This window comes from Ruegeria sp. B32, from assembly GCF_025141855.1.
Lineage (GTDB): Bacteria > Pseudomonadota > Alphaproteobacteria > Rhodobacterales > Rhodobacteraceae > Ruegeria > Ruegeria arenilitoris.
Map to the genome: position 1 here is coordinate 346,063 of NZ_CP081107.1, position 26,358 is coordinate 372,420.

At 61.3% G+C, this 26,358-nt stretch carries 22 protein-coding genes and 1 tRNA gene; 10 read left to right on the top strand and 13 right to left on the bottom strand.

The window, feature by feature from the left end; translation table 11 throughout:
- Positions 1–7: 7 nt before the first annotated feature.
- The 6 genes from nadA to K3752_RS19080 form a co-directional block, all read right to left on the bottom strand.
- A complete protein-coding gene (gene nadA / locus K3752_RS19055; RefSeq protein ID WP_260066567.1) occupies positions 8–1,060 on the bottom strand; it encodes a quinolinate synthase NadA in 1,053 nt (350 codons plus the stop codon).
- Positions 1,061–1,203: 143 nt separating this feature from the next.
- On the bottom strand, positions 1,204–2,217 hold the full coding sequence (locus tag K3752_RS19060) for an endonuclease/exonuclease/phosphatase family protein (protein WP_409233625.1): 1,014 nt from the start codon (positions 2,215–2,217) through the stop codon (positions 1,204–1,206).
- Positions 2,214–3,254, bottom strand: coding sequence for an ABC transporter ATP-binding protein (locus tag K3752_RS19065; RefSeq protein ID WP_170441245.1), 1,041 nt, complete (start codon positions 3,252–3,254; stop codon positions 2,214–2,216). The genes K3752_RS19060 and K3752_RS19065 overlap by 4 nt, the downstream gene beginning before the upstream one ends.
- 10 nt (positions 3,255–3,264) lie before the next feature.
- Positions 3,265–4,149 (bottom strand): ABC transporter permease subunit, encoded by an 885-nt coding sequence (locus tag K3752_RS19070; RefSeq protein WP_170341801.1) that lies wholly within the window; start codon positions 4,147–4,149, stop codon positions 3,265–3,267.
- A gap of 36 nt (positions 4,150–4,185) precedes the next feature.
- Positions 4,186–5,067, bottom strand: coding sequence for an ABC transporter permease subunit (locus K3752_RS19075; protein WP_093963282.1), 882 nt, complete (start codon positions 5,065–5,067; stop codon positions 4,186–4,188).
- Between the two features lie 63 nt (positions 5,068–5,130).
- Complete coding sequence (locus K3752_RS19080) at positions 5,131–6,438, bottom strand: extracellular solute-binding protein (RefSeq protein WP_409233626.1); 1,308 nt, start codon at positions 6,436–6,438, stop codon at positions 5,131–5,133.
- A 219-nt stretch (positions 6,439–6,657) separates the two neighbouring features.
- Between K3752_RS19080 and K3752_RS19085 the strand changes: the two genes are divergently transcribed.
- Complete coding sequence (locus K3752_RS19085) at positions 6,658–7,671, top strand: LacI family DNA-binding transcriptional regulator (protein WP_170359559.1); 1,014 nt, start codon at positions 6,658–6,660, stop codon at positions 7,669–7,671.
- 22 nt (positions 7,672–7,693) lie between these two features.
- Here K3752_RS19085 and K3752_RS19090 read toward each other — a convergent pair whose 3' ends face one another.
- The 6 genes from K3752_RS19090 to K3752_RS19115 form a co-directional block, all read right to left on the bottom strand.
- Positions 7,694–8,467: a LamB/YcsF family protein gene (locus tag K3752_RS19090; protein ID WP_260066569.1), complete on the bottom strand. Its 774-nt coding sequence runs from the start codon at positions 8,465–8,467 to the stop codon at positions 7,694–7,696.
- 17 nt (positions 8,468–8,484) lie between these two features.
- On the bottom strand, positions 8,485–9,501 hold the full coding sequence (locus K3752_RS19095) for a biotin-dependent carboxyltransferase family protein (protein WP_260066570.1): 1,017 nt from the start codon (positions 9,499–9,501) through the stop codon (positions 8,485–8,487).
- The gene (locus tag K3752_RS19100; RefSeq protein ID WP_170359563.1) at positions 9,498–10,226 is read right to left on the bottom strand and encodes an allophanate hydrolase subunit 1; all 729 of its coding nucleotides are present in this window, start codon (positions 10,224–10,226) and stop codon (positions 9,498–9,500) included. Before K3752_RS19100 ends, K3752_RS19095 begins: the two co-directional genes overlap by 4 nt.
- Before the next feature lie 8 nt (positions 10,227–10,234).
- Positions 10,235–11,530 carry a TRAP transporter large permease gene (locus K3752_RS19105; protein WP_170391549.1) on the bottom strand — a complete coding sequence of 432 codons (1,296 nt, stop codon included), beginning with the start codon at positions 11,528–11,530 and terminating at the stop codon, positions 10,235–10,237.
- Positions 11,531–11,539: 9 nt separating this feature from the next.
- Positions 11,540–12,088 carry a TRAP transporter small permease gene (locus K3752_RS19110; protein WP_170391669.1) on the bottom strand — a complete coding sequence of 183 codons (549 nt, stop codon included), beginning with the start codon at positions 12,086–12,088 and terminating at the stop codon, positions 11,540–11,542.
- 67 nt (positions 12,089–12,155) lie between these two features.
- Positions 12,156–13,127: a TRAP transporter substrate-binding protein gene (locus tag K3752_RS19115; protein WP_260066572.1), complete on the bottom strand. Its 972-nt coding sequence runs from the start codon at positions 13,125–13,127 to the stop codon at positions 12,156–12,158.
- Between the two features lie 182 nt (positions 13,128–13,309).
- On the opposite strand from K3752_RS19115, the gene K3752_RS19120 reads away from it, so the two are divergent.
- Positions 13,310–13,831 (top strand): winged helix DNA-binding protein, encoded by a 522-nt coding sequence (locus K3752_RS19120; RefSeq protein WP_260066574.1) that lies wholly within the window; start codon positions 13,310–13,312, stop codon positions 13,829–13,831.
- Between the two features lie 44 nt (positions 13,832–13,875).
- Here the strand turns inward: K3752_RS19120 and K3752_RS19125 are convergent.
- Positions 13,876–13,960: transfer RNA gene (locus tag K3752_RS19125), tRNA-Leu, on the bottom strand.
- A gap of 738 nt (positions 13,961–14,698) precedes the next feature.
- Between K3752_RS19125 and K3752_RS19130 the strand changes: the two genes are divergently transcribed.
- The 8 genes from K3752_RS19130 (at position 14,699) to K3752_RS19165 (ending at position 26,153) form a co-directional block, all read left to right on the top strand.
- Positions 14,699–15,127 carry a hypothetical protein gene (locus K3752_RS19130; protein ID WP_093963272.1) on the top strand — a complete coding sequence of 143 codons (429 nt, stop codon included), beginning with the start codon at positions 14,699–14,701 and terminating at the stop codon, positions 15,125–15,127.
- A 2-nt stretch (positions 15,128–15,129) separates the two neighbouring features.
- Positions 15,130–17,142, top strand: a complete 2,013-nt coding sequence (locus tag K3752_RS19135) for a dynamin family protein (RefSeq protein WP_170365740.1) — start codon at positions 15,130–15,132, stop codon at positions 17,140–17,142.
- 7 nt (positions 17,143–17,149) lie between these two features.
- Positions 17,150–18,868: a dynamin family protein gene (locus tag K3752_RS19140; protein WP_170367239.1), complete on the top strand. Its 1,719-nt coding sequence runs from the start codon at positions 17,150–17,152 to the stop codon at positions 18,866–18,868.
- A gap of 126 nt (positions 18,869–18,994) precedes the next feature.
- On the top strand, positions 18,995–19,396 hold the full coding sequence (locus K3752_RS19145; protein ID WP_260066575.1) for a hypothetical protein: 402 nt from the start codon (positions 18,995–18,997) through the stop codon (positions 19,394–19,396).
- A 26-nt stretch (positions 19,397–19,422) separates the two neighbouring features.
- Complete coding sequence (locus K3752_RS19150; protein WP_260066576.1) at positions 19,423–20,277, top strand: hypothetical protein; 855 nt, start codon at positions 19,423–19,425, stop codon at positions 20,275–20,277.
- 71 nt (positions 20,278–20,348) lie between these two features.
- Positions 20,349–22,391 (top strand): dynamin family protein, encoded by a 2,043-nt coding sequence (locus K3752_RS19155; RefSeq protein ID WP_170439740.1) that lies wholly within the window; start codon positions 20,349–20,351, stop codon positions 22,389–22,391.
- Complete coding sequence (locus K3752_RS19160) at positions 22,388–23,671, top strand: dynamin family protein (RefSeq protein ID WP_260066577.1); 1,284 nt, start codon at positions 22,388–22,390, stop codon at positions 23,669–23,671. The genes K3752_RS19155 and K3752_RS19160 overlap by 4 nt, the downstream gene beginning before the upstream one ends.
- 340 nt (positions 23,672–24,011) lie before the next feature.
- Positions 24,012–26,153 carry a serine/threonine protein kinase gene (locus tag K3752_RS19165; protein WP_260066578.1) on the top strand — a complete coding sequence of 714 codons (2,142 nt, stop codon included), beginning with the start codon at positions 24,012–24,014 and terminating at the stop codon, positions 26,151–26,153.
- Positions 26,154–26,358 lie beyond the last annotated feature (205 nt).

The window sequence follows — 26,358 nt, forward strand, 5'->3', positions numbered from 1 at the left end:
GCCCCGATCAAATTCCCAGCTTGCGCGACAGGTCGATCATCCGCTGAACCGAAAGGCGCGCTTTTTCCGCCACGTCGGGGTCAACCTCGACCTGGCCGGTCATGGTGTCCAGCGCATACAGAACCTTTTCCAGCGTGATCTTCTTCATGTAGGGGCACATGTTGCAGGGGCCGACGAAATCGACCTGCGGCAGAGCGTCGGCGATGTTCGACGCCATCGAACACTCGGTGATCAACATCGCCTTTTCGGGCTGTTCGTCGGTGACGTATTTGATGATGCCGCTGGTCGACCCCGAGAAATCGGCCTCGGCCACCACGTCGGGCGGGCATTCGGGATGCGCGATCAGGCGGGTGCCCGGGTTCCATTCGCGGAAATCGCGCAGGTCCTGCGCCGTGTATTGCTCGTGCACGATGCACGATCCTTCCCACCAGACCACGTTCTTCTGCGGCACGTCGCGGGCCACGTTCTGCGCCAGATACTGGTCGGGAGTCATTATGACCGTGTTGCTGTCCATCGCCGCCACGATCTGCGCCGCGTTCGACGAGGTGCAGCAGATGTCGGATGCCGCCTTCACCTCGGCCGTGGTGTTCACATAGGACACGACCGGCGCACCGGGATAGCGGCGGCGCATTTCGGCAATACCTTCGGCGGTGATAGACTCGGCCAGCGAACAGCCGGCCTCCATGTCGGGCATCAGAACCGTCTTTTCGGGGCTGAGAATCTTCGAGGTCTCGGCCATGAAATGCACACCGCATTGCACGATCACGTCGGCCTCGACCTCGGTCGCCTTGATGGCCAGCTGCAGGCTGTCGCCGACGAAATCGGAAATGCCGTGGTAGATCTCGGGCGTCATGTAATTGTGGCCCAGGATCACCGCGTTGCGTTCGGCTTTCAGATCGTTGATCGCCTTGACATAGGGCGCGTAGATCGCCCAGTCCGCCGGAGAGACGACTCGCGACATGCGGGCGTAGATGTCGCTCATGCTGGCGGCCAGCTCGGGCGACGGGGTCAGATCGAATTTCTCGGCAAGATGCGCGCGCTGCGCGGGGAGGTCAAACACTGGACTGGTTTTCCGCCTGTTGAATAGGTGGCCTCGTTCTTATGGGGTTTCCAAACCGTTTTCCACAGTCGAACCGCGAAAAAACGCCCCGAAACTCAACGGGACGTTGGGCCACGTGACCAAATATCGCGGACAGGCCGGAGTCACCCGGCGTCAGGCACCTCAACCGCGCACCAGACGCAGTCATGATCCGAGAGCGGCTTGGCGTCGGCGGTCAGCGACGACAGCAGACCCCGGTCGCGGCAGATCAGCCCCTTGCCGGCGAACCAGTCCAGCTTCATCACCCGGTCCGGGTGCGGCGTGATCAGGCTGGGCCGGGTAGTGTGGCCTTCGGTCGTGAACTCCCAGGAAAATCCGCGCTGCTCGGCCAGAGCAAACAGGGTTTCCCGGCGCCAGTCGAAATCCGGTGGCAGGTGGTTGCCGGTATTCAGATCGCCACCGATCAGCACCGGCATCCCGGGCGCAAACTCATCGAGCGCATCCAGCATAAGCTGAAACTGCGTATGGCGATGCGCCGCCGCAGCATTGCTTTCCAGATGGGTGGAAACCACGCATACAGGCCCGTTCTCGGTCGCGACTTCTGCTGCAATTGCCATTCGGCCACCCAGCCGCGGTTGTTGCGGATCCGACGCCCCGGACTCGGCCGCAAACCAGTGGCCATGGTCGTCAAGACGGATCATGGCCACGCGTTTGAACGGAACCGAGGACAGAATCGCGTTCCCATGCCACCCTAGGGTGTTGAAATCATCCTTGCAAAAAGCGCGCTCGGTCGGGCCGCCCAGATCCAGTTCGTGGAACTCGACCCCAAAGGCGTAGGCCATACCCAGCTTGTCGGCCATTTCTGCCGTCGTGTGACGTTGACCGGTACGGGACATACCGTGGTCCACCTCGGACAGCAGAACGATGTCCGGGGTCACAGCCGCCAGGTGGGCTGCGCTTTCTTCGGGGAACAGGCAGCGTTCCACATTCCAAGCCGCAGCCGAGAAACGTGCACCCAGAACGTCCCGGGTTGCGTTTCCGCCCAGTTGCACCGCGTTCATCGCCGGTGTCTGCGCCATCAGGGCGCGGTGCGCCTCGGCCGTTCGCGGCGCTGCCAATATGCGGTCTCGGACATCATCCGAGACCGGCGGCAAAGACGACACGATGTTCGTGATCACAGGGCTTTTCCGGTTTCTGGGTGGAACAGGCTGATCGCGTCGGGCTTGAGTGAGATCCGCGTTTCTCCGGGCGCGGCTTCGACATCCTTGCCCACGTGGATCGTGAACTCCTGATCTGCCAGACGCCCGTGCAACAGGCGGTGCGCGCCAAGCTCTTCGATGATGTCGACGTGAAAGGCGATCGAGCCCTCCGCCCCGATCAGTACATCTTCGGGCCGCACACCTACAGTCACCGCGCCAGACCCTTCGGCCGTGGCAAGCACCGTGTCGCCGTTGAACATCACGCGGCCGCCCTCCAGACGTGCGCCGATCAGGTTCATCGGCGGAGCGCCCATGAAGCTGGCCACGAAGGTCGAGGCCGGGCGGTGATAGATCTCGGCCGGGGTGCCGATCTGTTCGATCCGGCCCGCGTTCATCACGATGATGCGGTCGGCCATGGTCATCGCCTCGACCTGGTCATGGGTGACATAGATCGAGGTCACGCCCAGACGCCGCTGCAGCGCCTTGATCTCGATCCGCATCTGGTTGCGCAGCTTGGCATCGAGGTTCGACAGCGGCTCGTCGAACAGGAACAGCGCCGGATCACGCACGATGGCCCGCCCCATGGCAACCCGCTGGCGTTGACCGCCCGACAGTTGCGAGGGCTTGCGATCCAGAAACTCGTTCAGGTTCAGCATCGAAGCGGCTTCGGCCACCTTGCGGTCGATTTCGTCCTTGGGCGTCTTTCGATTTTTCAGACCATAGGCGATGTTCTTGCGCACGGTCATATGCGGGTACAGCGCATAGTTCTGGAACACCATGGCGATGTCGCGATCGGCCGGATCGACGTCATTCATGACGCGGCCATTGATCGACAATTCGCCTTCGGTGATTTCTTCCAGGCCGGCCACCATGCGCAGCAGAGTGGACTTGCCGCAGCCCGACGGGCCGACCAGAACCACGAATTCGCCATCACCGATGTCGAAACTGGACGGGGTCAGCGCCTCGGCGCCGTTGGGATAGATTTTTCGGATGTTCTTCAGGGATACCTGAGCCATTGATTCTGCCTTACTTGTCGGATTCCGTCAGGCCCTTGACGAACCAGCTTTGGAAAAAGATGACGACCATGACCGGGGGGATGATGGCGATGATCGCCAGCAGGTTGGCCCGGCCGTATTCGGGAATGCGGTTGCCCTCCAGCACCTGCGTGATCTGCTTGATCCCGCGCACCAGGGTGAACATGTCCTCTTCGGTGGTGATCATGGTGGGCCACAGATACTGGTTCCACCCGAACACGAACATGATGATGAACATCGCCGCAATCATCGTACGCGACAGCGGCACCAGGATGTCGATGAAGAATTTCACCGGGCCGGCGCCATCGATACGCGCGGCCTCGACCAACTCTTCGGGAACCGAGCGGAAGAACTGCCGGAAGAAGAACGTGGCGGTCGCCGAGGCGATCAGCGGGATGATGAGGCCCTGATAGGTGTTCAGCATCCCCAGTTTCTGCACCACTTCGTACGAGGGCAGAATGCGCACCTCGAGCGGCAGCAACAACGTGGTGAAGATCACCCAGAAAGCCAGCGTGGCGAAGCGTAGCCGGAAATAGACGATCGCATAGGCCGCCATCATGCCGATGATGATCTTGCCGAGGGCAAAACCGATGCCCAGGATGAACGAGTTCTTGAGCATGTTCATGCCCGTGTTCTGGCCGGAAAAGCCCGAGGCCTCGAACATTGCCTTCTGGAAGTTGGGGCCAAGTTCGTCCCCGATCGTCAGGCTGGGTCCGGTTTTGATCACCTCGACATCCGGAACGGTCGTCATCTGGAAGATCATCAGCAGCGGCAGCATCATGAACAACGATCCGACGATCAGAATCGTGTGATCCAAGATCGTGGACAGCCGGATGCCGCGCTTTCGCGTTTGGGTGGGTGAAGTGGCGGACGCCATCGCAGGGGTATGTGCTTCGGTCATTGTCTGCCCTCCTTACGTGTAGTGGATGCGGCGTTCGACGAGCCGGAACTGGAACACCGTCAGGGCCAAAACCAGCACCATCAGAACAACCGACTGCGCCGAGCTGCCACCCAGGTCGTTGCCGCGGAAGCCGTCCACATAGACCTTGTAGACCAACGTCATCGGGTTGTTGCCCGGCTCACCCTTCACCATCGTGTCGATCACACCGAAAGTATCAAACAATGCGTAGGTGATATTGATGATCAGCAGGAAAAACCCGGTCGGCGCCAGCAGGGGGAAAGTCACGTCCCAGAACCGGCCCGTGGATGAGCGGTTGTCGATCAAAGCCGCCTCACGCACCGATCGCGGGATCGATTGCAGGCCAGACAGAAAGAAGATGAAATTCACCGGAACCTGTTTCCAGACCGAAACGATAACCATCGCCGTGGCGGTGTCATTGAAATTCACGCCCAGTTTGAAATCCCACCCGATCGAGCGCGCCAATTCGGTCAATGGCCCCCAGCTCTGGTTGAACAGGATCAGGCCGATGAAACCCGCCACCGGCGGCGCCACGGCATAGACCCACATCAGCAGCGTGCGATAGGTCTTGGCGCCGCGCAGCACATTGTCGGCCTTCACGGCCAGCAACAACGCGATCGACAGCGAAAAGAACGTGACCAGAACGGTGAAGATCACCGTGAACCAGGCAATGCTGAGATACTCGGAATTCCCGGCAAGGTCGCTGTAGTTGTCCAGCCCGACGAAGGTCGACCCAAACCCGAACGGATCCTGAAGGAAGAACGAAGACTGCACCGCGTGAGCGGCAGGCCAGTAGAAAAAGACCGCGATGATCAACAGCTGCGGCAACAGCAGAAGAACCGGCAGCCAGCGAGTGGAAAAACCAGCGCGTTTCATGAAAACTCCGAAAAAGGGAGGACGGTCGCACTTCTGCGACCGCCCGTTTCTTGGCGAGTGGGATCAGCTCTGGGTTTTTGCGAAACGCTCGAGCAGACCGTTGGCTTCGTCCTCGATTGCCTTGAAGGCGTCCTCGACCGAGGTTTCACCCGTCAGGATCCGGCCATATTCGCGGTTCATCACGTCGCGGATCTGGACGTAGAAGCCCATGCGATAGCCCTTGGTGTTTTCACCAGCAGGCAGCGACAGCTGCTTGATGCCGACTTCGGCGGCCGGAGCACGGTCATAGTGACCATCGCCCTTTGCCATTTCATAGGCGGCGGTGGTGATCGGAACATAGCCGGTCTCGCGGTGCCACATGTACTGGGTTTCGGGCTTGGTCAGGAACTCGAAGAATGCCGCGGTGGCCTTGTTTTCCTCGTCGCTCTTGCCGGCCATCGCGAACAGGGCCGCGCCACCGATGAAGGTCTGCTTGGGTTCCTTGGTCACAGCTTCCCAATAGGGCAGGAAGGTGGCCGAAAACTCGAACGGCAGGTCCTTCTTGGACAGGCCGCCGAACGAACCGGACGAGCCCAGCCAGATGGCAACCTTGCCTTCTTCGAACGGGGTCTGGTTGTCGCTCCAGCCGGTGCCATACCATTCGAAGAACCCGTTGTCCTTCCAGTCTTTGACGGCGCTGAAGTGTGCCTTGATCGCGTCGTTGTTGACAAGAATCTTGGTGCCGTCAGCGCCTTCATAGCCGTTGTCGTTGGTGGCAAACGGCAGGTCGTGGCGCGAATGGAAGTTCTCGGTGAAGATCCAGGGCAGATGCGACTGCGACAGGCCGATATAACCGGCCTCTTTCAGCGCCGGCGCCGTCACGGTCTGGAACTCTTCCCAGGTTTTCGGCGGCGTCACACCCGCTTTTTCCAGCGCATCGACGTTGTAATACATGATGGGCGAGGACGAGTTGAACGGCATCCCGATCATCTTGCCGTCGCTGTCGGCATAGAAGTAGCGAACGCCCGAGATATAGTCCTCGATGTCGAACGCAACGCCGTTCTGCTCCAGCAGGTCCTGAACCGGAACGGTCGCGCCCTTAGCGCCAATCACGGTGGCGGCGCCGGCGTCGAATACCTGCAGGACGTTGGGCTGTTCACCCGCACGGAATGCGGCGATGCCGGCGGTCAGGGTCTCTTCATATGTGCCCTTGAAAACCGGCGTGATCTTGTAGTCGTCCTGGGACGCGTTGAAATCCTCGGCAATCTGGTTGACGGTGTCACCCAGGGCTCCTCCCATGGCGTGCCACCACGTAATCTCGACTTCGGCCGAGACCGTATTCGCTATCATCGCGAACGCGGCAGCAGCAGCACCTGTTTTGACGTTTATCATGTAGTTCCTCCGATTCATGTTGCGCCCCTACGGGCGGGCCAAAGCCCTGGAAACTATGGGGTATTTTCCCCGATGACATATTTCACATCCAGAAAAAGGCTGACACCTTTCGCAAAATGTGCACACGTGTTCACTAGCTTCCAACCGTGACAGTTTGATGAAAGATTCGATTCATTGCAAGAATGTTGAAACCCTCTGAACAGGCGAAACGCAAACCGCATGTGTAGCGAGAGAAACAAGGACGCAAAACGCCCCCGGCGCGCAACGGCCCAGACCGTTGCGGACCTTGCGGGCGTCTCGCGTTCAGCTGTTTCGCGCGCTTTCACGCCCGGTGCCTATGTCGATTCCGAGAAGCGTAGACGGATCCTCAAGATCGCAGCCGATACCGGGTATCAGCCGAATGCCCTGGCCGCTGGCCTCAAGGCCGGGCAATCAAATTTGGTCGCCGTCTTCGTCGGCAACATGCGCAGCCCCTACGACTCGGCCTTTGTAGGTGAACTGGCCCAGGCCCTGAGCGGGTTGAAGAAATGGCCCATTCTGATCGACCGAACCGGCGCCAACACGGATCAGGCGCTGCGAGAGCTGCTGCGCTATCCGTTGGACGCATTGATTCTGCGCGGCGGCAGCATGTCCGAAGAGATCGTCGACAGATGTGCGCGGTTCGGCATCCCGATGATCTCGTCAGGCCGTCCCGTTCAAGGGCCCCGTGTCGACAATGTCTGCTGCCGCAATGCCGATGGCATGACCATGATCACCGACTTGCTGATCAGCCGGGGGCGGCGCCGGTTCGGGTTTCTCAGCGGACCCGAGGAGTTCTATTCGTCTTCACGGCGACGCGCCGGGGTCCTCCAGGCGCTGGATCGGGCGGGGCTTGACCTCGTGGCCGAACACCCGACTGATTACTCGGTCGACAGCGGATACGGCGCCGCGCGCAGTCTGTTGTCCCGCGCCTCTCTGGATGCGCTTGTCTGCGCCAATGACGCCACGGCGATCGGGGCGCTATCGGCTGCGCGCGATCTGTCTCTGAACGTACCCGGCGATTTGGCGATTGTTGGTTTCGACGACATCGCCATGGCGAAATGGCCGACATTCCGCCTGACGACAGTCCGGAACCCCATCGACGCCGCCGTTGACGCGATCATCGCGTTGCTGGAGCGTAGGCTCGTCGATCCCGGACGTCCCGAAGAGAGTATCTTTTTGGACCCCAGCGTCATCGAACGCGAGACGCATTGAACAGCCGCGTCGATCGAGAAGCCTAGGCAGGGCCACCGGCGAACTGCTTGAGCTCAACCCCGCTCTTCTGCAGGGCATGGCGGACACCGGCCGCAATCGACACCGCCGTGGGCGTGTCTCCATGCAGGCAGATCGTGTCGATGCGGGTCGGGATATGCTTGCCGCTTTCGGTGATGATCGCCCCGGCCTTGACCATCTCGACCATGCGCGCGGCGGCACGGTCAGGGTCGTGGATCACCGCGCCGGGCAGGCTGCGGTCGACCAGAGTGGCGTCATCGTTGTAGGCGCGATCGGCAAAGATCTCGCAGGCCACCGGACAGCCCAGGTCTCGCGCGGCGCGCTGCTGGGCGGTTCCGGCCAGAACCATGATGATCAGATCCGGAGCCACCGACAGCGCCGCCTCGTAGCAGGCACGTGCCATCGCCTGATCCTCGGACGCCATGTTAGCCAGCGCACCGTGCAGTTTCAGATGACGCACCTGCCCGCCGGTTGCCCGTGCCATCGCCTGCGCCGCGCCGACCTGATAGCGGATCAGGTTCTGCAGCGACGGCAGGGGATAGTGCATCCGCTGACGCCCAAAGCCGTGCAGATCGGCAAAGCCGGGATGCGCGCCGATGCCCACGCCGTTTTCGACCGCCTGCGCCATCGTCGTTGCCATCACGTCCCAGTCGCCCGCATGAAACCCGCAGGCCACGTTGGCCGACGTCACGATCTTCAGCAGCGCCGCGTCGTCGCCCATTTTCCAAGGGCCATAGCTTTCGCCCATATCCGCATTCAGATCGACTTGATGTGCCATGGCACAGGCTCCTTTTTCTACAAAACGTCCTCTTCGCGGGCGATGGCGCCGCTGATCAGTTGATAGGATAGCAGGTCGGACATGCAGCGCGGATCGCGGATCAGCGGGCGCAGCGCCCGGGGCAGCGCGGCGCGAGCCTGGGCTGCGGCGCGCTCGGCCGCCACCGCTTCGTCCAGCGACACGAAGCGGAACCGCAGATCGGCCCCGGCCGGGGCCTGCGCCACCTTGGGCAGGTCGCAGGGCAGAACGGTGCCGATGCGGGGATAGCCGCCAGTAGTCTGGCATTCGGCCAACAGCACGAAGGGCGTGCCGTCGCCGGTGACCTGGATGTCACCCGGCACGATGGTTTCCGACAGCACGCTGCGCCCGCCCGAGACATGAAAGCCCGGCCCGTCGCTTTCCAGCCGCACACCCATGCGGTTGGCGCGCGCGTCCCGGCGGAACGTAGTGGTTTGCAGCCGCTCCAGAACGTCGCCGGCGAACAGGTCGGTTTGGAAACTGGCCACGATGCGGATTTCCCCGCCCGAGAACCGGTCCTCGGGGTCAAAGGTCATGCCGGTTGCACCGCCCGCGTCCAGGCCGATCGCCAGCCGGTCCCCCCCCTTCAGCACGGCACCGATCCCCGCCGTCAGATGCGCCGAACGGGCGCCAAGAACCGGATCGCCCTGCACCCCGCCGCCGATGCTGAGATACCCATAGCTGCCGGCCACGGCCGGCCCGATGCTGAGCCGGGCGCCCGCAGGCAGCAGGTGCGAGGCGTTCCAGACCGCGGTCGCGCCGTCAATCTGCGCCCGCATCCGCGCGCCAGTCAGGGCGATGCGCAAGTCCTGATCGGCCTGGAATTCGCCGCCCATGCCAGCCATTTCCACGGCGGCAAGAGTGTCGGGCTGTCCCAGCAACGCCGCGCCTTCGGCCAATGCAAGCCGGTCCACCGCACCACCGCGCGACAGGCCCATGTCCAGATACCCGGGTCGCCCCATGTCCTGCACCGTCAGGCCGGGCCCCGCGCGCAATATGGTCAGATGCGCGCTCATGCCAACGGCTCGCAACTGGCGCCGCCGCGCGGATCGCTGCGCATCCGCGCCAGCGTTTCCGGGTCGGTGGGGGTGAACTGCACCTCATCCCCGGGGCGCAGCAGGAAGGGTTGGGGCATATCAGGCTGGAACAAACGGATGGCGGTCTGGCCCACATGTTGCCATCCGGTCGGCGTGGTGACCGAGAACAGCACAAGCTGCCGCAGCGCCACCACCAGCGCGCCTTCGGGTACGCGCGGGGTCAACTCCTTTTGCCGGGGGATGTCCCAGGCGGGCGGCAACTCACCCAGATATGGCTGACCGGGAGCAAAGCCGATGGTCTGCACCCGTACCCGCGCCTCGGACAGCGACCGGACCGCCTCGGCCTCGGACAGGCCCGCCGCCTGCGCCGCCTGCCCCAGCTGCGGCGCCAGATCCGTGCCAAAGACGGTGGGCACCCGCCAGAACCTGCGCCCGCCGGGCAGGTCGGCAGCGTACCAGTCGCGCTGGTCCAACAGCGTCTGCACCTGCCGGTGCAACGTGGCGTGTGTCAGGCGCAGCGGATCGAACCGGACGAAGGCCGAGACCAGCGAGGACGAGGTTTCCTCGACCCCCGCCCAGCCCTCCGCCTCGAGCGCGGCGCGAAAGGCGAGCGCTGCGCGGTTGGCCGGTTCGCTGAGTGCGGCGGCAAAGCTGATCAACAGCCCGTCCACGCCGGCGGTACGTATGATTGGAAAATCCTGCATCGCCCCCGTCACATCTGGTTCGGCAGATAGGTCACGATGCCGGGAAAAGCCACGATGATCACCAGCGCCACGATCATCAAGAAGAAGAACGGCAGCGCCGCATGCGCCACCCGCAGGATGTCGCGCCCGGTCAGCGATTGCAGCACGAACAGGTTGAAGCCGACCGGCGGGGTGATCTGCGACATCTCGACCACGATCACCAGGAAGATGCCGAACCACAGCGGGTCGATCCCCGCCTGCATCACCATCGGCATGATGACCGAAGCCGTCAGCACCACGACCGAGATCCCGTCCAGAAAGCATCCCATGATCACGAAGAACACGGTCAGCGCCGCCAGCAGCGTGAAGGTGGACAGGCCCAGGGACCCGATCCATTCCGCCAGAACACGCGGAATGCCGGTGAAGCCCATCGCCACGGTCAGGAACGAGGCCCCCGCCAAAATGAAGGCGATCATGCAAGAGGTCACCGTGGCCCCCATCAACCCGTCGACGAAGCTGGCCCGGGTCAACGTGCCCTCGCGCCAGGACAGAAGCAGCGCCAGCACCACGCCCACGGCGGCCGCATCGGTGGGCGAGGCGATCCCGGCATAGATCGAGCCGATCACACCGACGATCAGCAGGATCACCGGCACCAGTCGGCGCGAGCGACGCAGTTTTTCCGCGAAACTCGCGCGGATGTCCTCGGTGGGCAGGTTCGCGCGGTTGATCAGCGCCCAGATTGCGACATAGCCCACGAAAAGCCCCACCAACAGCAGGCCCGGCAGAACCCCTGCGACGAACAGGCGGGCGATGGATTGCTCGGTCGCCACGCCATAGACGATCAGGATGATCGACGGCGGGATCAGCAGGCCCAGCGTGGCCGAGCCGGCCAGCGTGCCGATGATCATCTTCTCGGGATAGCCGCGGCGCGAGAGTTCCGGGATCGACAGCTTGCCGATCGTGGCCGCGGTGGCCGCCGACGACCCGGACACAGCCGCAAAGATCCCGCAGGCAAAGACGTTCACATGCAGCAACTGCCCCGGCAGCCGGTTCATCCAAGGCGACAAGCCGGTGAACATGTCCTCGGACAGGCGCGAGCGGAACAGAATCTCGCCCATCCAGATGAACAGCGGAAGCGCTGCCAGCGCCCAGGAATTGCTGTGCCCCCACAAGGTGGTCGCCATGACCAGCCCCAGCGGCGCATCGGAGAACAGCGCCATCGCCGCGATCCCGACCCCCAGCAGCGAAAACGCCACCCACAGGCCCGACCCCAGAAAGGCGAACAACAGAACAAGAAGAATGATGGAAAGCGTGGCAATCGACATCTGCTGGCCCTATTCGCTCAGAAGGTTTTCGCCCTTGCCGTCCCAGCTGGGCGCGTGGCCCGCCAGCAGACCGACAAGTTCGTCGACAAGGGCAAGAGTCAGGATGGCCAGTCCCAGCAGGACCGGCATCTGCACGATCCACAACGGCACCGAGACCATGCCCGGGCTGCGGTCGCCATATTCCAGCGACTCCAGAACCAGCAGGCCCAGATACCAAGTGGCATAGGCGCTCATGGCAAGGGCAACCGTCACCACGCAGATCTCGGTCAGGCGGCGCGGTCCCTTGGGCATTCGCCCGATCAGCAGCGTCACCCGGATATGCCCGCCGGCGCGCAGCGTATAGGCCAGCGCCAGAAAGCTGGATGCGGCCAGAAAGAATCCGGTGAAATCGGCATAGGACGGGATGGTCAGACCCACGCCCCGCCCGGTCAGCGCGGCCCAGATCTTGTCGGCCAGGTTCAGCCCGACCTGCGCAAAGACCAGCACGACGATGGCCAGAATGAACAGCGCCGCCAATCCGCCGGCCGCACGATAGATGAAATCAAGACTGCGCCGCAGCATCGCCATCCCCTCCCCTTGTTGTCGAACCCGGCCGGGCGTTTGGCGCCCGGCCGGTTCGGGTCGTTTACTGCTGATAGGCCTGCAGCAACGCGGCACCGTCCTCGCCGGCGTTGGCCTTCCAGTTTTCGAGCATCTGCGCGCCGAATTCACGCAGGCCAGCCATCAACTCTTCGGATGGCTGTACCACGGTGATGCCGTTTTCCTGCAGAACTGCGGTCTGCTTGGCGGTCTCGGCCTGGCTCATTTCCCAGCCGCGGGCTTCGGCGGCGGCGGCAGCCTCGAGAACGGCGGCCTGGGTCGCGTCATCCAGACGGCGGAAGGCGCGCTTGTTCACCACGACCACGTTTTTGGGAATCCAGGCCTGGATGTCGGTGTAGTGGGTCAGAAAGTCCCACGCCTTCGAATTCACCCCGGTCGAGGGCGAGGTGATCATCGCCTCGACCCGGCCGGTGCTGAAGGCCTGCGGAATATCCGGCACCTCGACCTGCGTGGGCGCGGCGCCCGCCAGGTTGGCGAATTCTTCCAGCGTGGCGTTGTAGGTGCGGAACTTCAGTCCCGCCAGGTCATCCACGCTGTTGATTTCCTTGGTGGTGTACAGGCCCTGCGGCGGCCACGGCACGGCGTACAGCACCATCATGCCCTGCTCGTCCAGCAGACCGTTTATCACGTCTTTCTGTGCCGCCCACAGCTTTTGGGCGTCGTCATAGTTGGTGGCCAGGAACGGCAGCGAGTCTGCGCCGAAGGCCGGGTTGTCATTGGCCAGCAACGACAGAAAAAACTCTCCGACGGGCACCTGGCCGCTGCGGACTGCCTTGCTGATCTCGGGGTGCTTGAACAGCGAACCTGCGGAATGGACCTTGATTTCAAGGGCGCCGTCTGTGGCCGCGGTCACGTCCTTGGCGAAGTCGTGGATGTTCACGGTATGGAAGGTGGCGTCCGGATAGGGCGTCGGCATGTCCCAGGTCTCGGCCTGCACCTGCATGGCCAACCCGGCCAGCGCAGCAACCGCGCCACCGGCAATCTTCATCAGTTTCATTTTGGCTCTCCCTGCTTGAGTACTGGCGCAGAAGCTGACTCAACGTTTGCAATTTGTCAACGTTTTGTTATCGTTTTGACCAAATCACTGCAGACTCCAAAGGTCAGCACGTTGAAAACACACGCGCTTCGTGCCAAAACACTGATAATTTCTCAGCGTTTTGCAGATCAAAAGGCCGCAATATGACCGATTCTTCCCCCGACACACGCCGCATCGTTTCCTCTCGCCACCTGGCCGAGGGCGAAGGCTGGGAACTTTCCGAACTCGAATTCGGCCTGATCATTGTCTACAACGCGTTCTCCCGCTGGATGACCCGCTGCATGGCGGCGGCCGGGCAGGCCGATCTGGGACCGCTCGACATCCTGATCCTGCATAATGTCAATCACCGCGGACGCGACAAGCGCCTGACCGACATCTGCTTTCTTCTGAACATCGAGGACAGCCACACCGTGAACTACGCCCTGCGGAAGCTGCTAAAGGCTGGGCTGCTGACGTCGGAAAAGCGCGGGAAAGAGGTGTTCTACCGCACCTCGCCCGAGGGCGTAGAGCTATGCGACGCCTACCGGAAAGTCCGCCAGCAATGCCTGCTGGAGGGGCTGTCAGCCACCGACCTGTCGGGCCCGGGTCTGAGGGACCTGGCCCGCGACCTGCGGGCCCTGTCCGGCCACTATGACCAAGCCAGCCGCGCGGCGGCATCTTTGTAGCGCCTCAGCATCCGCCCACGCAGCATGATCGGTAAGAAAGAAAATGGTGCGGGTGGAGGGACTTGAACCCCCACGCCTTGCGGCGCCAGAACCTAAATCTGGTGCGTCTACCAATTTCGCCACACCCGCAACACGGCGCCGACGCGCCGAATGGAAGGGCTGATAACAAACCTTTTGGACAAGCGCGAGAGGGAATCTTGCCGTCTGCGGCGGAATATTGACCCCCGTTCGGAAACAATGGAAATGACCAAGGCGAGAGGAAGAGCGACCCGCGCAACGGCGCCAAAATGTGTGGCATCCGGCTTCCCGGTATATTTTTATTGCCAAATGGAATTCTTAAGGCTGAAACCCGTCGTTTTCGGAACGAAACAAAACGCCATAATTGTTCTGTTTTTGGACACATTCCCAATTTTTCAAAAAATACAAAATTCTCGCTGACGTTGTGGGTCGCATGGGGACGTCTCGACCACCCTCATCAACCCCACACTGAACCCATAGCAATTCGGTCCCTCCGCCTTCTGCCGTGGCGTGCACTCAACCTCTGATCTGGTTTTCTATTTTTCATCTATTTTACTAAACACTAGCTATCTGTCGAATTCATCACGACTAACCCAATCGCACGCCGAAACACACCCCTGATCCAAGCCCGGCAGTCTTGCCTGTTTTGGTTTATACATCCTGAAGTTGCGGCATTGTCATGCAACGGCCACCATAATTGCGCCACATTTCAAACGCCAAAATATCTCAATCACGTCAAAATAACACCGCGATGAAGGTAATTCTGTCTACCAAGGAGTTAATGAGTCTTTTTCGCCTTTTCGGCACCGTACGAGTTTTTTGCTCAACTCCAGTACAAGGGTCTCAGTCGTGACCGAACAGATCAACTCCGCTGCCACCGAGCAAGACGTCGTCTTTCTTGCAAGAGAAAGCTTTGTCGGCGAGCTCAAAAACCTCAACCAGCAATTCCCGAACACGGGTTTCGGCATTGCCCTGAAGACGCATGAGGGCAACGAATACCTGTTGGCAAATGCGCGAATGCCCCTTCCATCGGCCAAATCCAATGGGTTTCCGACCGGACGACGGGTCGCGCGCCTGGACAATGGCACCCGGTTCAGCTCGATCGAAGTGCTGGCCGATTCGCGCGCCTTCGATACCATCTCGCCCGGAACCGAGGCCGAGATGCTGGGCAACGCTCTCGAACTGATCGCCCGGATCGACAGCTTTTCAGGCATGGCGCCTGCCAGTTTGACGGAATCCGGGCATACCCAAATCGCTGCAACCGGAACCGGAGGCTGAACATGGCCCGCAACGACCACCTTTTGTCCGTAGGAAACGAGGCATTGGCGCCGATGTCGGAAGCCATGTCCGCACTGACGACACAGATCGACCAACTGACAGAGGTGGCGGATGCGCGCTCGACTGCGCGGCTGGCCACGCTCAAGACCCGTATGGAAAACTTCACCGCCAGCGTCACTTTCGTCGGCCAGGTGAAGGCGGGCAAATCTTCGATCGTCAACATTCTGGCCGGTCGGCCCGGTCTGCTTCCGTCGGATGTGAACCCGTGGACCTCGGTTGTGACCACCCTGAACATCAACACCCGCATGCCCGGTGAATACAGATCCAAGTTCACCTTCTTCGAGCAGGAAGAATGGGACAATCTGATGGTCGGCGGTGGCCGTTTGGGCGAACTGGCCAATCGCGCGGGCGCCGACGACGAGATGGAGGACATCCGCCGTCAGATCGCGCAGATGAAGGCCAAGTCCGAGGAACGCCTGGGCAAGCACTTCGACCTGATCCTGGGCCAAAGCCACCAGTACGATTACTTCGACGAAGAGCTGATCCAGCGCTATGTCTGCCTGGGTGACGAAGACGATCCGGACATCAACCCGAAGACGGGCCGGTTCGCCGACGTGACCAAAGCCGCGGAATTGTACATGGACATTCCGCAGTACCCGATCGCGCTGAAACTGTGCGACACGCCGGGCGTCAACGACACGTTCATGGTGCGCGAACAGATCACTCTGCGCAGCCTGCGCGGTTCGGAAGTCTGCGTCGTGGTCTTGGCGGCAAGCCAGGCACTGACCACGATGGACATGGCGCTGATGCGGATCATCGCGCAGTTCGAGAACCGGCAGATCGTCCTGTTCGTCAACCGGATCGACGAGCTGACCGACCCGGTCAAGCAAGTCCCCGAAATTCGCGACCGGATTCAGGATACACTCAAGCAAAACGGAATCGACACAAGCACCAGCGTTGTTTTCGGCAGTGCGTTGTGGGCCGAGGCCGCGCTGACCGGCAACCCCGATATTCTCACCGACGATTCCCGCCAGGCCCTCAACACGTTCTATCTGGCCGCCGGCTTCGGAGATCAGGCCGCATCGCTGGACAAGATCTGGGCCCTTTCTGGTCTGCCTGACCTGCTGTTGGCCATGAACGAACGGATCGCCCAAGGCGCAGGCACGCGCCTTTTGGACCGGGTCCGTCACCGCGCCCGCAACATCGCAAGTCAGATTCGCGCCACCTCGGTCGCCAAGAGCCTGTCGGGCGGAGACGGCGTTGTTCGCGATCTGGACGGCGTGTCACCCGAAGATGCGATCGCCACTGTCGCCGCCGAATATGACAAGAAAGCTGCTGCACTGACGACGTCCCTGCGCGACAAGGTGTTGGAACGTCTGGCTTCGGCCGAGGCAAACTTCGTCAAACGTGCAACGGACTCGTTGATCGCGCATCTCGAGCAGAACGGCGAACAGGGCACCTGGCAATACGACCCGGCCGGGCTTCGCACCCTTCAGAAGGCCGCCTATTTCAGCTTTGCCCGCGCAATGCGCAAGGACGCTGGCGCGCTGTATTCCGCAGCCGCCGCGGATGTCGAGGCCCTGTATCAGAAGCTGCTGGGCAACCACTTGGGCGAATTCAGCATCGAGGCGCCCATTGTGCCGCGCGTACCGCCGCCATTGGGCATTGGCCGAACGATCGCCCTGGACCTTCAAAGCACATGGTGGCGTCGCTGGTGGCAACGCCGGAAAGGGTTTGAAGCCTATGCGGCGGACTACACCCGCCTGATCGCGTCGGAGGCCAATTCGATCACCAAGGATCTCGAAGAAACCCAGATCGCAGCCGTTCTGGAAAATGTTCGGGCCGTCCTGTCGGATTTCATGCGCGAGCAGCAGGAAACCCTTCTGAGCATCTCGCAATCGGCCGAAAAGGCACCGGGCACCGCCCCGGACCTGATGGCCGGACTCGAACCGAAGAAATCTCGTGACGAAATCCTCGGCGACATCCTCAAAGACCTCAGCAACGAAGCAGCGTAAGAAAGCCATGGCAAAAGATTCACAAATCCGCTTCGTCTCTCCTCGGGCATGGGAACGCATCGAGCAGTGGTCCCGCCGCAAACCGGTTTTTGCGCTGATGGGAGAGTTCAGCGCCGGAAAGTCCACGCTCATGAACTTCCTGCTGCGCAAGCAGGCCCTACCGACGCAGGTGACGGCCACCCAGCTGCCGCCGGTCTGGTTCAGTTGGGGCAACAAACCGGCTTACGTCCAGCGCCATGACGGGACCACTTCTCCGATTGGTTTGGACGAATTGGACAAGGTGGGCGTCAACGACGCGCAGTTCATCCGCATCTATCTTGAAGCGGACATTCTCGAGGCCGTCGACCTGATCGACACGCCCGGCATTTCGGACCCCAAAATTCAGGCCGATGTCTGGCGCCGTGCGGTAGGTCAAGCCAACGGGGTGCTATGGTGTACGCACTCGACGCAGGCCTGGCGCGAGACCGAACGCGCCACGTGGGTTTCGTTGCCGGAACGGCTTCAGCACAACTCGCTTCTGTTGGTCACGCGCGCGGACGCACTGGATCTGAAAGACCGCCAGAAAGTGCTCCGCCGCATCAACCGCGAAGCGGGGCACCTGTTCAATCGGACAATCCTGTTTTCCGCCCGTGACGCGATCATCGCGCGTGACAAAACGGGCGACGCCGAGCTGTGGTCGCGCAGCGGCGGCGGCAAGATGATCGACAGCTTTCTTGAGATCACCGAGCAGATCATGGACAGCCGTGCGGAAAAACTTGCCCGCTACCAGATCGACAAGAGCCTCGCCGGCACGCCCCCGGTTCAACCGGTGCGTCCCGAACGATCCGATCGCCAGACCGCAGCCGAAGAGCCCGCGCCTTTCAAGTTGACCAACCCGCTGGATCAGGATGATGGATTCGAGGCGGTCCGGAACTCGGACGATGTGATCGCAACCTTCCCGGTTCGACCGGCCCGGGTGGAGCGCCGCGGCGAGTCGACCGAACGCGAGCGGATCAACCCGGATGACGCCGACCGCTTGCGCGCCGAAATGACGCCGGTGCCCGATGACGATTTGCGGGCCTTGTTCCGGGACGAGGATGAGGATCGGCTCAGCGTCGCCGCAACTTCGACTGCGGTGACTCAGCTGGACGACGAAGACTTTGACGAGGTCGATGACGATACGCTCGATTTCGAGGACGACGAAATGCTGGTCGCAGACGCCGATGACCAGACCAACGATCAGGGTGCCCAGGACGAAGACCTGCTGGCCACGCTGTCAGAACGTTTGGTTGGCGAGTCCCCCGCACCGGCAGCAGACGAACAGGACGAGACCCCGGCACCCAGTGTCGAAGACTCGGTCTCGTCCATTGCTTCGCTGTTGTCCCAGCAACAGGGTGACGATGCCACGACCTATGAACCTGAGCCGGAATCGAACGGCCTGGTTGCGGCCCAGACCCCGGAAGACCAGGAACCCGAAGCGCCTTGTGAGCAGGTCGGCGAAGGCGAAACCTCGCTGGAACACCTTTTGAGCGTGCCGGCAGGAGCTCCGCTCAGCGCGGCGGCGATGTGGCGGGAAATCGCGGCCAGTGAAGATATCCCCCAAGACGTGGACGGGTTGCACGCCGTGTTCCAGGCCTTTCTTGAGGAGTTCGACAAGATCGCTCACGAGCACACCGGGCGCGACGAACAGGACAGGATTCAACCGGTGCCAAATCCGAAAGACAGGGCGGAGTGGCATGTGTTGTAACCGGGCCTCATGGGACACGTTGGAAACGGTAAACCGTTTCCCATCCCGAACGGCAATGCTACTCAGCGGCGCGACGGTTTCGAACCGCTGCGCCTTTGGGCTTAATAAGGGATAACAGAGCTTTAGATGACGATTGACGCCGCATTGACCACCGCCATGGAGACCATTCCAGACTGCATCGCAGCGGGATATGTCGACATGGAAACGGGCATGCTTCTGGGCATGTCGGCAACCGGGACCGAGGATGGCGCAGCCTTGGAAACCCTCGCCGTTGCGGTGGCAAATCTGTTTCAGGGCCGGGGCGTTCAAGCATTCGAAACGCTGTTGGCTTCGGCCGGACTACAGGATCCGGAGAACCCGGGATTTGGGGAAATCTCGGTGTTTTCGAACGACCGGCTGCACATCTTCATGCGGACCCGGGCCTATCCGGAACACGTGGTCTGCTACATCTGCCGCGACAGCGCGAATATCGGGCTGACGCTTACAAAATCACATCTCAGCCTGGGGTCGGTAGCGGCCGCAGTTTAGACGGGACCAGAGGGGGTCACGGCATGATGGCGACAGACATAATCGACATGCTCGAAAACATCGGGCGGTCTGCGACGCCCCGTTTGTCGCCGGCCGTTCGGTTGACCGGGGACACGGCCGAGGCGCGGCGGGCCAGCATACTGAACCTGATCCGGGGAACGGTTCTTCCAAGACGCTTGCAGTTCAACGCCCAGAACGGAACGATCCTGGCGATCGAAGTGAACAGCTCACGGATCACGGATGTTTATTCGGCGAGCACCGGCGCCCTTCCGGATTTCGAAACCGAACCGCGCGAAGCGCTGATCGAAAAGCTGGCGCGGCTCGTGTCCGACCTGGCCGCGACCGCCCCTCCGATCGAAGTGGTGTCTCTGAAACCGGACGGGCCGCTGGAGGCGGATGACGTCGGCATCACGTTCAGCGAAATGCAGAAAGCCTGTGCCGAGATCGTTCTGCCGTCCGAGCCACGGGTTTCGGTTGTCCCGGATCCCGTCGAGGACACGAAAGAGCAGGACAGCGCTGAAGGTGCAGAACTCAGTGTAGCCGCGGCTTTCTTCGACGGCGCCGAGCGATTCGCCATGGGACGCCTGCTGACAAGTGCGGAGGGGGCGACCCACCAGTTCGATGGCGTGTGCGCCGATGGACAGCCTCTTCATCCTTCGGATGATCTGTTGACCCGGTTCGCACAGGATCTGGCGGGATGGGATGCCGACAATGCCGGGCTGCTCGAGCAGCCGCAACTGATCGTCATGCGGCCGTCAGGCGGCAAGGGCGCGGGTGTCGCTCTGGTTCGGGATGGTCGCAATACAGCCGCCGCCGTACATGACGCGCGCAAGCTGGGTGCCGTCGTCAACCTGTGGAAATCTCTGCGGGAGTCGGTCTGATGGCACCGCTTTCGCGACAGTTGAAGTTAAGTTTGAAGCAAATCTTGGGTACCAGTTTTTAGGGTAGTGTTATGAGTGAAACCAACCGCCGGGAATTGATCCGGATCGCCAGCGAAATGAAAGAGGTGAGCAATGACGAGACCTGTCAGTTCATCTCTCGCATCGTTGACGACCTCAGCGGCCTGAAACCATCGATTGCATTCGTCGGGCAGATCAAGGCCGGGAAGTCCCGCCTGATCAACGGCTTTACGGGACAGGCAGAATTTCTGCCGTCGGACGTGAACCCGTGGACAACCGTGATCACCGACATGCATTTCGGACATCCCTCCGGGCGCACATCGGGGGCCGAATTCCATTTCTTCGACAACCGCCAATGGCAGGCGCTGATCGCCGAAGGCGAAGAACTGCGCAACATGTTCCCCGACGATGAGGACAGCTATAAGCGCGAGATGATCGAGGAGCAGGTCGAGGCGATGAAAACCCGCGCTCGTCTGCGCCTGGGTGACAGTTTCGAACATCTGATGGGCCAGCATCACGACCTCGAAGAACTGACGTCTGATGACCTTGCCCGCTATGTCTGTGCCGGGGATGATCCGACCGACGAAGCCGAACATGATCCGGGATCGGACCGGGGTTTGTACAGCGACATCACCCGCAAGGCCGAGGTGTATTTTGATCTTGGACACTTCCCGTTCCCGCTGACCGTGACCGACACGCCCGGCGTCAATGATCCGCTGTTGATCCGCGAAGAGATCTCGCGCCAGTACCTCAAGGAATCCGACTTTTTCGTCGTGGTTCTGTCCGCGCACCAGGCCCTGTCGCGCGCCGATTTGAAACTGTTCCGGCTGATGCAGGCGCTTGAGCTGGGTCAGATCGTGGTTTTCATCAACCGGGTCGACGAATTGGGCGGCGGTGCGGAAGACGCGGCGAAAGTACGCGCCGACGTTTTGGACGGGTTGGAAAAGGCGCTGGGGAAGTCCAGCATCGACGTTCTGATGGGCAGCGCTCAGTGGGCGCATTACGCACTGACCGGGGACGAAACCGGCGTCAACCACGATCACATCCTCGCCTGGCTGCGGGCGCATCCCGAACAGATGAAGCAGTACCTTGCCGGCGTCGAAGAGATCAAACGCGGCCCCGGCCCCATCAGCCGCGAGGCGGTTCTGCGGTATGCCGCGATGATCGCCTCGGGCTTGCCCGATCTGCGCCGGCATGTCACCACCGCGCTGACTGACGGCCCGCGCAACGAACAACTGCGTATGGCGTGGCAACATCTGAACGGCTTTGCCCAGGGCGAGCTGGAACGCAGCAAGGCCCGCCTCCGCGCGCTGGAAGAAGATGGCCAACCTTCGGACGATGCGGCTGGCGAGAATGACAAGACCCTCGCCGAGTTGCGCAAGCTTGTATCGGACAAAACCGCAGAAATCACCCGCGACATGGATGATGTTCTGGCAAACTTGCGTGGTGTGATGGATGACACCGTGGCCGAAGCCGTCGTATCGGTTGTGCGCGGACCCGACGGGCAATCCCCGTTGCTTGCCAAAGGTGGCGCAACCGAACTGAACTTTACACCGTTGCGCGAACGCATGCGCGAACTGGTGCAGGGTGCGACTCAGGTCATTCGCCAGCGGATGCTCAGCGAACTCTATGCCATCGACATGCAGGCCAACGCGTCTCTGCGGTCCCTGCCGGGCTGGCAGGAGCCGACCGACAGCCGTATGAACACCAGTGCCGTGCGCTGGTTCCGTCCGGACACCACCGCATTGACCCGAGGGATTACGGTCGAGTTGCGGGTGAACTGGTTGTCGCGTCTGATTTCGCGGAAATCCGTCGTCTCTCGCGCCGAGCGCATGATCGTGCAGGAATTCGAGATGATCGGAGATGATCTGATCGATACCGCGCGTGAGAACCTGCTGGAGCGCCTGAATACCGCTCTGGACCATTTCCTGGCCCTGCTCGCCGGGCATCTTGAAAACCGCACCGCGACGGGCGAGACATGTGAGCGCACCCAGGCGCAGGTCGATTTCGACCGCGCACGCCGGATCGCGGACGAATTGCAATCGACCTTTGGCGCTGAACACAGCGACGAACGACAAGCGGAGGCCGCCGAGTGATTGAATTTCCCGGAACCGAGACGGAAGTGCGTCAGCTTGACCGTTTTCTGACCGCAACCGAACGCCTTCCGTCCACGCCCGAGTTGGACGACATGCGCGCGCGGGCACAGTCCCACGCCGAGCGTTTGTCAAACGCGGTCTCAATCGGTTTTGCAGGGGAATTCGGCGCCGGGAAGTCCAGCCTTGCCAACATGCTCGCCGGAGCTGACATCCTGCCCACGGGTCCGCAACATCTGAAATTGCCTCTGGTGATTGTCACCTATGCGGACACGCCTGAAACGACCGTTGGGTGGTGGGACCGCGAGCCAAAGGTTTATTCCGGCATCGCCCTGGAAAAGGCCGCGGCCGACAATCCTGATTTTATCTCGGTGGGGCTGAACACCCCTGCCCTGCGCGAAATCTCGTTGTTCGACCTGCCCGGCTCCGGTGCGCTGGACGACACTTACAAACAAACGCTTGATTTGTTGAAATTCGTCGATTGCGCCATCTGGTGCACGAACGGAACCAACGCTTGGCGCGAGACCGAGCGCCATTTGTGGGCACAAGTCCCGCAAAACCTGCGCGACAACAGCTTGCTGGCCGTCACTCACACGGACCTGCCGCCTGTCCGCGACGCCCTCGATCGCGTTCTGACGCGGTTGGAGAAGGAGAAGTCGGGCATGTTCCGCGCGATCGTACCGATCGGGACACCAGTTGCCGTTCGCGCCATGGCGCAAGAGCCGGAACCGGACTTCGCCTTGTGGGAAACCTGCGGCGGCCAAAACCTTGCGGAGAAGGTGCTTGAAATTGCGTCGCATCGCCGCCGAACGGATCTGGAGGCCGCGCGGCAGGACCTTGCCGCTGACTTCCTGCCGTTCTTGGAGACATTGACCGGCGCGGGCGAAGCAGCAGCCTCGGACACCAGAACGGTTCAACCCAGTCTGGAATCTGCGCTGCCGCCGCTGGACAACCCGATCCTCGAAGACTGGCTGGCGGCGATCGCCAGCATTTACGAGGACCTGCGCGACAGTTCGGACATCGAACCGGCCGCCTTCCTGCAAAGCTGTCAGGAAATTGTCGAGGATTTTGCTGAACGGCTGGAAAATGGGTCCGAGATCGACCCCGGAGCCGACTGGATTCCGGGCGAGTTCGAAAAGGCCACCGACCTGCTTCTGCTGCTTCAATTCGAGAGCGGCGAAGGGCCACTCAAGGATGCGATCAGCATACTGGCACAGCTCAGCGACAACCTGGCGTGGGCCGGCAGCACGGTCGCTTCGGCCCCTCCGAAGACCGGAACCTGAGTCATTCCCGCAAAGATTGAGCCGCGGCGCGGCGAATCGTTAACACTGGAATCATGATTCCATTGTTTCGAATCCGTGGACCATGGGTCATCTGGCGCCCGGACTGAATCCTATTTGTTCGCCGGGCGGCACTACATATATGTGTTTCATCAACCCTCGCAACAATATACTGATCTTTGCCCGAAACCGTTCTCAGTGAAGCCACGAGGCGGCCCCATTAAAGTCAAATTTGAAACGTCTAACCGTTCTCAAGTGTCCTGCGGTTGTGTTGGTTGTGTGTTCGCGGGCTGATTGCCCGGTTATTTTGGCCGCAAGTTTTTGGAATGATGGGCGGGAAGAAATGAACCACAACCAGGCTGTCGGTGCATCGCACGACGAACCTCAAATTCAAGGTCTGCAACCGGGCGCAAAACTGCTGCGCGGTCAGTACGAAATTCTTCGCTTCCTCAGCAACGGCGGGTTCGGCATCACGTATTTGGCGCGTGACAGCCTGGAACGCGATGTGGTCATCAAGGAATGCTATCCGGGTGCCCTGTGCCGCCGCAACGGTGACCTGGTCGAACCCAACGATCCGGCCTTCAAAGACGACCTGCGCGCGATCATCGACCTGTTCATTCAGGAAGCCCGCAACCATGCGCGCCTGGTCCACCCCAATATCGTCGACGTGCACCAGGTCTTCGAAGACAACGATACTGCATATATCGCGATGGACCTGATCCGCGGATGCGATCTGCTGGATTACATCGAGGACCCCAAGACCGAAACCGGCCCGGACTTTATCGTCCAAGTCACCGAAAAGATGCTGTCCGCGGTGTCGTTCATCCACCAAAGCGGGATGCTGCATCGGGACATTTCGCCCGACAACATCCTGATCGACGAAAACGGCGAACCGATCCTGATCGACTTCGGCGCCGCACGCGAGCAGGCTGCCAACCAATCTGCAGCCCTGTTGACGCTTCGGGTGATCAAGGATGGATACTCGCCGCACGAGTTCTATGTGCGCGGCTCGGAGCAAGGTCCCAGCAGCGATTTGTACGTGTTGGCGGCAACGCTCTACCACGCGATCAGCGGCGAGCGCCCGATCGACGGCCAATCGCGCCTGAATGCCTTCAACAACGGACAGAAAGATCCCTATCAACCGCTCACCGGCCGTTTCCAGGGTTACCCGGATGGCTTCCTTGAGGCGATCGACAAGGCCATGGAGGTCCACGCGACCGACCGCCTTCAATCCGCACTGGACTGGTTGCGCATGTTCCGCGGCCCCGGTGTCGAATTCGACAGCTTTGCCTATCGCCCCGTTTCGGTAATTGTCGCCTTGGACCGCAAGGACGAAGAGGCCGAAAAGGCCCGTATCAAGGCGGAAAGCGAAAATGCCGAAGCGGTTGTAACAGCCCTGCTGGCCGGCAATTCCGATCTGGCTCTTGGGCATGGCGAAAAAAACGACGACGGACCGGCAAGTTTTGCCCAGAAGGACGAGCCCGCAGCAGCAGTGGACACGGTTGTCCAAAAAGGATCGGGCGGCAACGGCAAGTTGATCGCGGGTGTCGTCGCAATCGCGATTTTGGCCGCTGGTGGATTCTTCGTGATGTCCGGCGGCTCGACCGAGACGGACCCGACACCGATCCAGACCGCGACGCCCACCGAGACGGCCGAACCTGCCGAAACGCAGACGGCCGAACCAGTGATCGCGCCCGAAACGACCAAGGTAGAAGAAACCGCAGCAGCAACCGAAACAGAACAGCAGGTGGCAGAAGACCAGCCTGTCGAGCAGACCGCAGTGGCTGTCTCACCGCCGGCGGTGGAAACACAGGAAGAAGCGGCTCAGCCCGAAGAACCTGTCGAAGTGGCGGCGGTTGCACCGAGCGCTCCGGTCAATCTGGCCGAGACCCAAGTCAGCTATGCCCATTGGGATGTCAAAATCCCGTTCTCGACTTCGCAGCGGCGCGCCTCGACCGGAAACATCATCGCCATCACCGGTGTGGATGCCGACCAGGACATGTCCACGATCGGTGAATGGGTTCAGCGAGGCGCAGCGATCTATACCCTGAACGGCAGCCCTGTGCGCGCCGGAACGACGCTTGCCGCACAGGTTCTGGACAACCTTCAGGTTGACCCGGACGGCTTTATCCGTGTCGCGGCGCGGTATCGCCCCATCGGACAGACCCGCGCGCAGAACGGCCTGCTGGCCCTGCCCGCAATCCGCGAGTTCGGGCTGGCCAACGGTTACTCGTTCGAAGCCCGCGGCGCCGATTTGCCCGAATGGCAGACGGTTGTTGCCGGAGCACCGGCCGCAACGGCAGGTGGCCTGCAGACCGGCGACATTCTTGTCCGCGAGACTGTCTCGGGAACCGAGATGATTGCTGCCGACAGTCTGGATACCGCGCTGAACGCGTTGGTTTCCGAAAACAAGCCCGAAGCACGGTTGGTTGTGCTTAGAAACGGGTCGGAAACAACCGCTGTGATGCCTTTGGCGCAGGAGTGATCAGACCGGTACGTATTTGAGCCGCCAGTTTGTGTTTGCTGAGGAGGATGCCGTGTTTTGGCCCTCCTGGTGGGGGCCGGCCCGCCGCGAAAGGTAAGAGTGTTTCAGGTTTCCAACTTCAAAAGTGCCGCTGCGCCATGCGCAGAGGTTCGTAGCAGCCCCACGGGTCACCTAAGCCCGTGCAAGTAGTCAAAAGGTGTCGACA

Coding starts and splice junctions, on each gene's coding strand:
- K3752_RS19065 (WP_170441245.1), bottom strand. CDS start 3,254: ATGGCTCAGGTATCCCTGAAGAACATCCGAAAAATCTATCCCAACGGC.
- K3752_RS19070 (WP_170341801.1), bottom strand. CDS start 4,149: ATGGCGTCCGCCACTTCACCCACCCAAACGCGAAAGCGCGGCATCCGG.
- K3752_RS19075 (WP_093963282.1), bottom strand. CDS start 5,067: ATGAAACGCGCTGGTTTTTCCACTCGCTGGCTGCCGGTTCTTCTGCTG.
- K3752_RS19080 (WP_409233626.1), bottom strand. CDS start 6,438: ATGATAAACGTCAAAACAGGTGCTGCTGCTGCCGCGTTCGCGATGATA.
- K3752_RS19085 (WP_170359559.1), top strand. CDS start 6,658: ATGTGTAGCGAGAGAAACAAGGACGCAAAACGCCCCCGGCGCGCAACG.
- K3752_RS19090 (WP_260066569.1), bottom strand. CDS start 8,467: ATGGCACATCAAGTCGATCTGAATGCGGATATGGGCGAAAGCTATGGC.
- K3752_RS19095 (WP_260066570.1), bottom strand. CDS start 9,501: ATGAGCGCGCATCTGACCATATTGCGCGCGGGGCCCGGCCTGACGGTG.
- K3752_RS19100 (WP_170359563.1), bottom strand. CDS start 10,226: ATGCAGGATTTTCCAATCATACGTACCGCCGGCGTGGACGGGCTGTTG.
- K3752_RS19105 (WP_170391549.1), bottom strand. CDS start 11,530: ATGTCGATTGCCACGCTTTCCATCATTCTTCTTGTTCTGTTGTTCGCC.
- K3752_RS19115 (WP_260066572.1), bottom strand. CDS start 13,127: ATGAAACTGATGAAGATTGCCGGTGGCGCGGTTGCTGCGCTGGCCGGG.
- K3752_RS19120 (WP_260066574.1), top strand. CDS start 13,310: ATGACCGATTCTTCCCCCGACACACGCCGCATCGTTTCCTCTCGCCAC.
- K3752_RS19135 (WP_170365740.1), top strand. CDS start 15,130: ATGGCCCGCAACGACCACCTTTTGTCCGTAGGAAACGAGGCATTGGCG.
- K3752_RS19140 (WP_170367239.1), top strand. CDS start 17,150: ATGGCAAAAGATTCACAAATCCGCTTCGTCTCTCCTCGGGCATGGGAA.
- K3752_RS19145 (WP_260066575.1), top strand. CDS start 18,995: ATGACGATTGACGCCGCATTGACCACCGCCATGGAGACCATTCCAGAC.
- K3752_RS19150 (WP_260066576.1), top strand. CDS start 19,423: ATGGCGACAGACATAATCGACATGCTCGAAAACATCGGGCGGTCTGCG.
- K3752_RS19155 (WP_170439740.1), top strand. CDS start 20,349: ATGAGTGAAACCAACCGCCGGGAATTGATCCGGATCGCCAGCGAAATG.
- K3752_RS19165 (WP_260066578.1), top strand. CDS start 24,012: ATGAACCACAACCAGGCTGTCGGTGCATCGCACGACGAACCTCAAATT.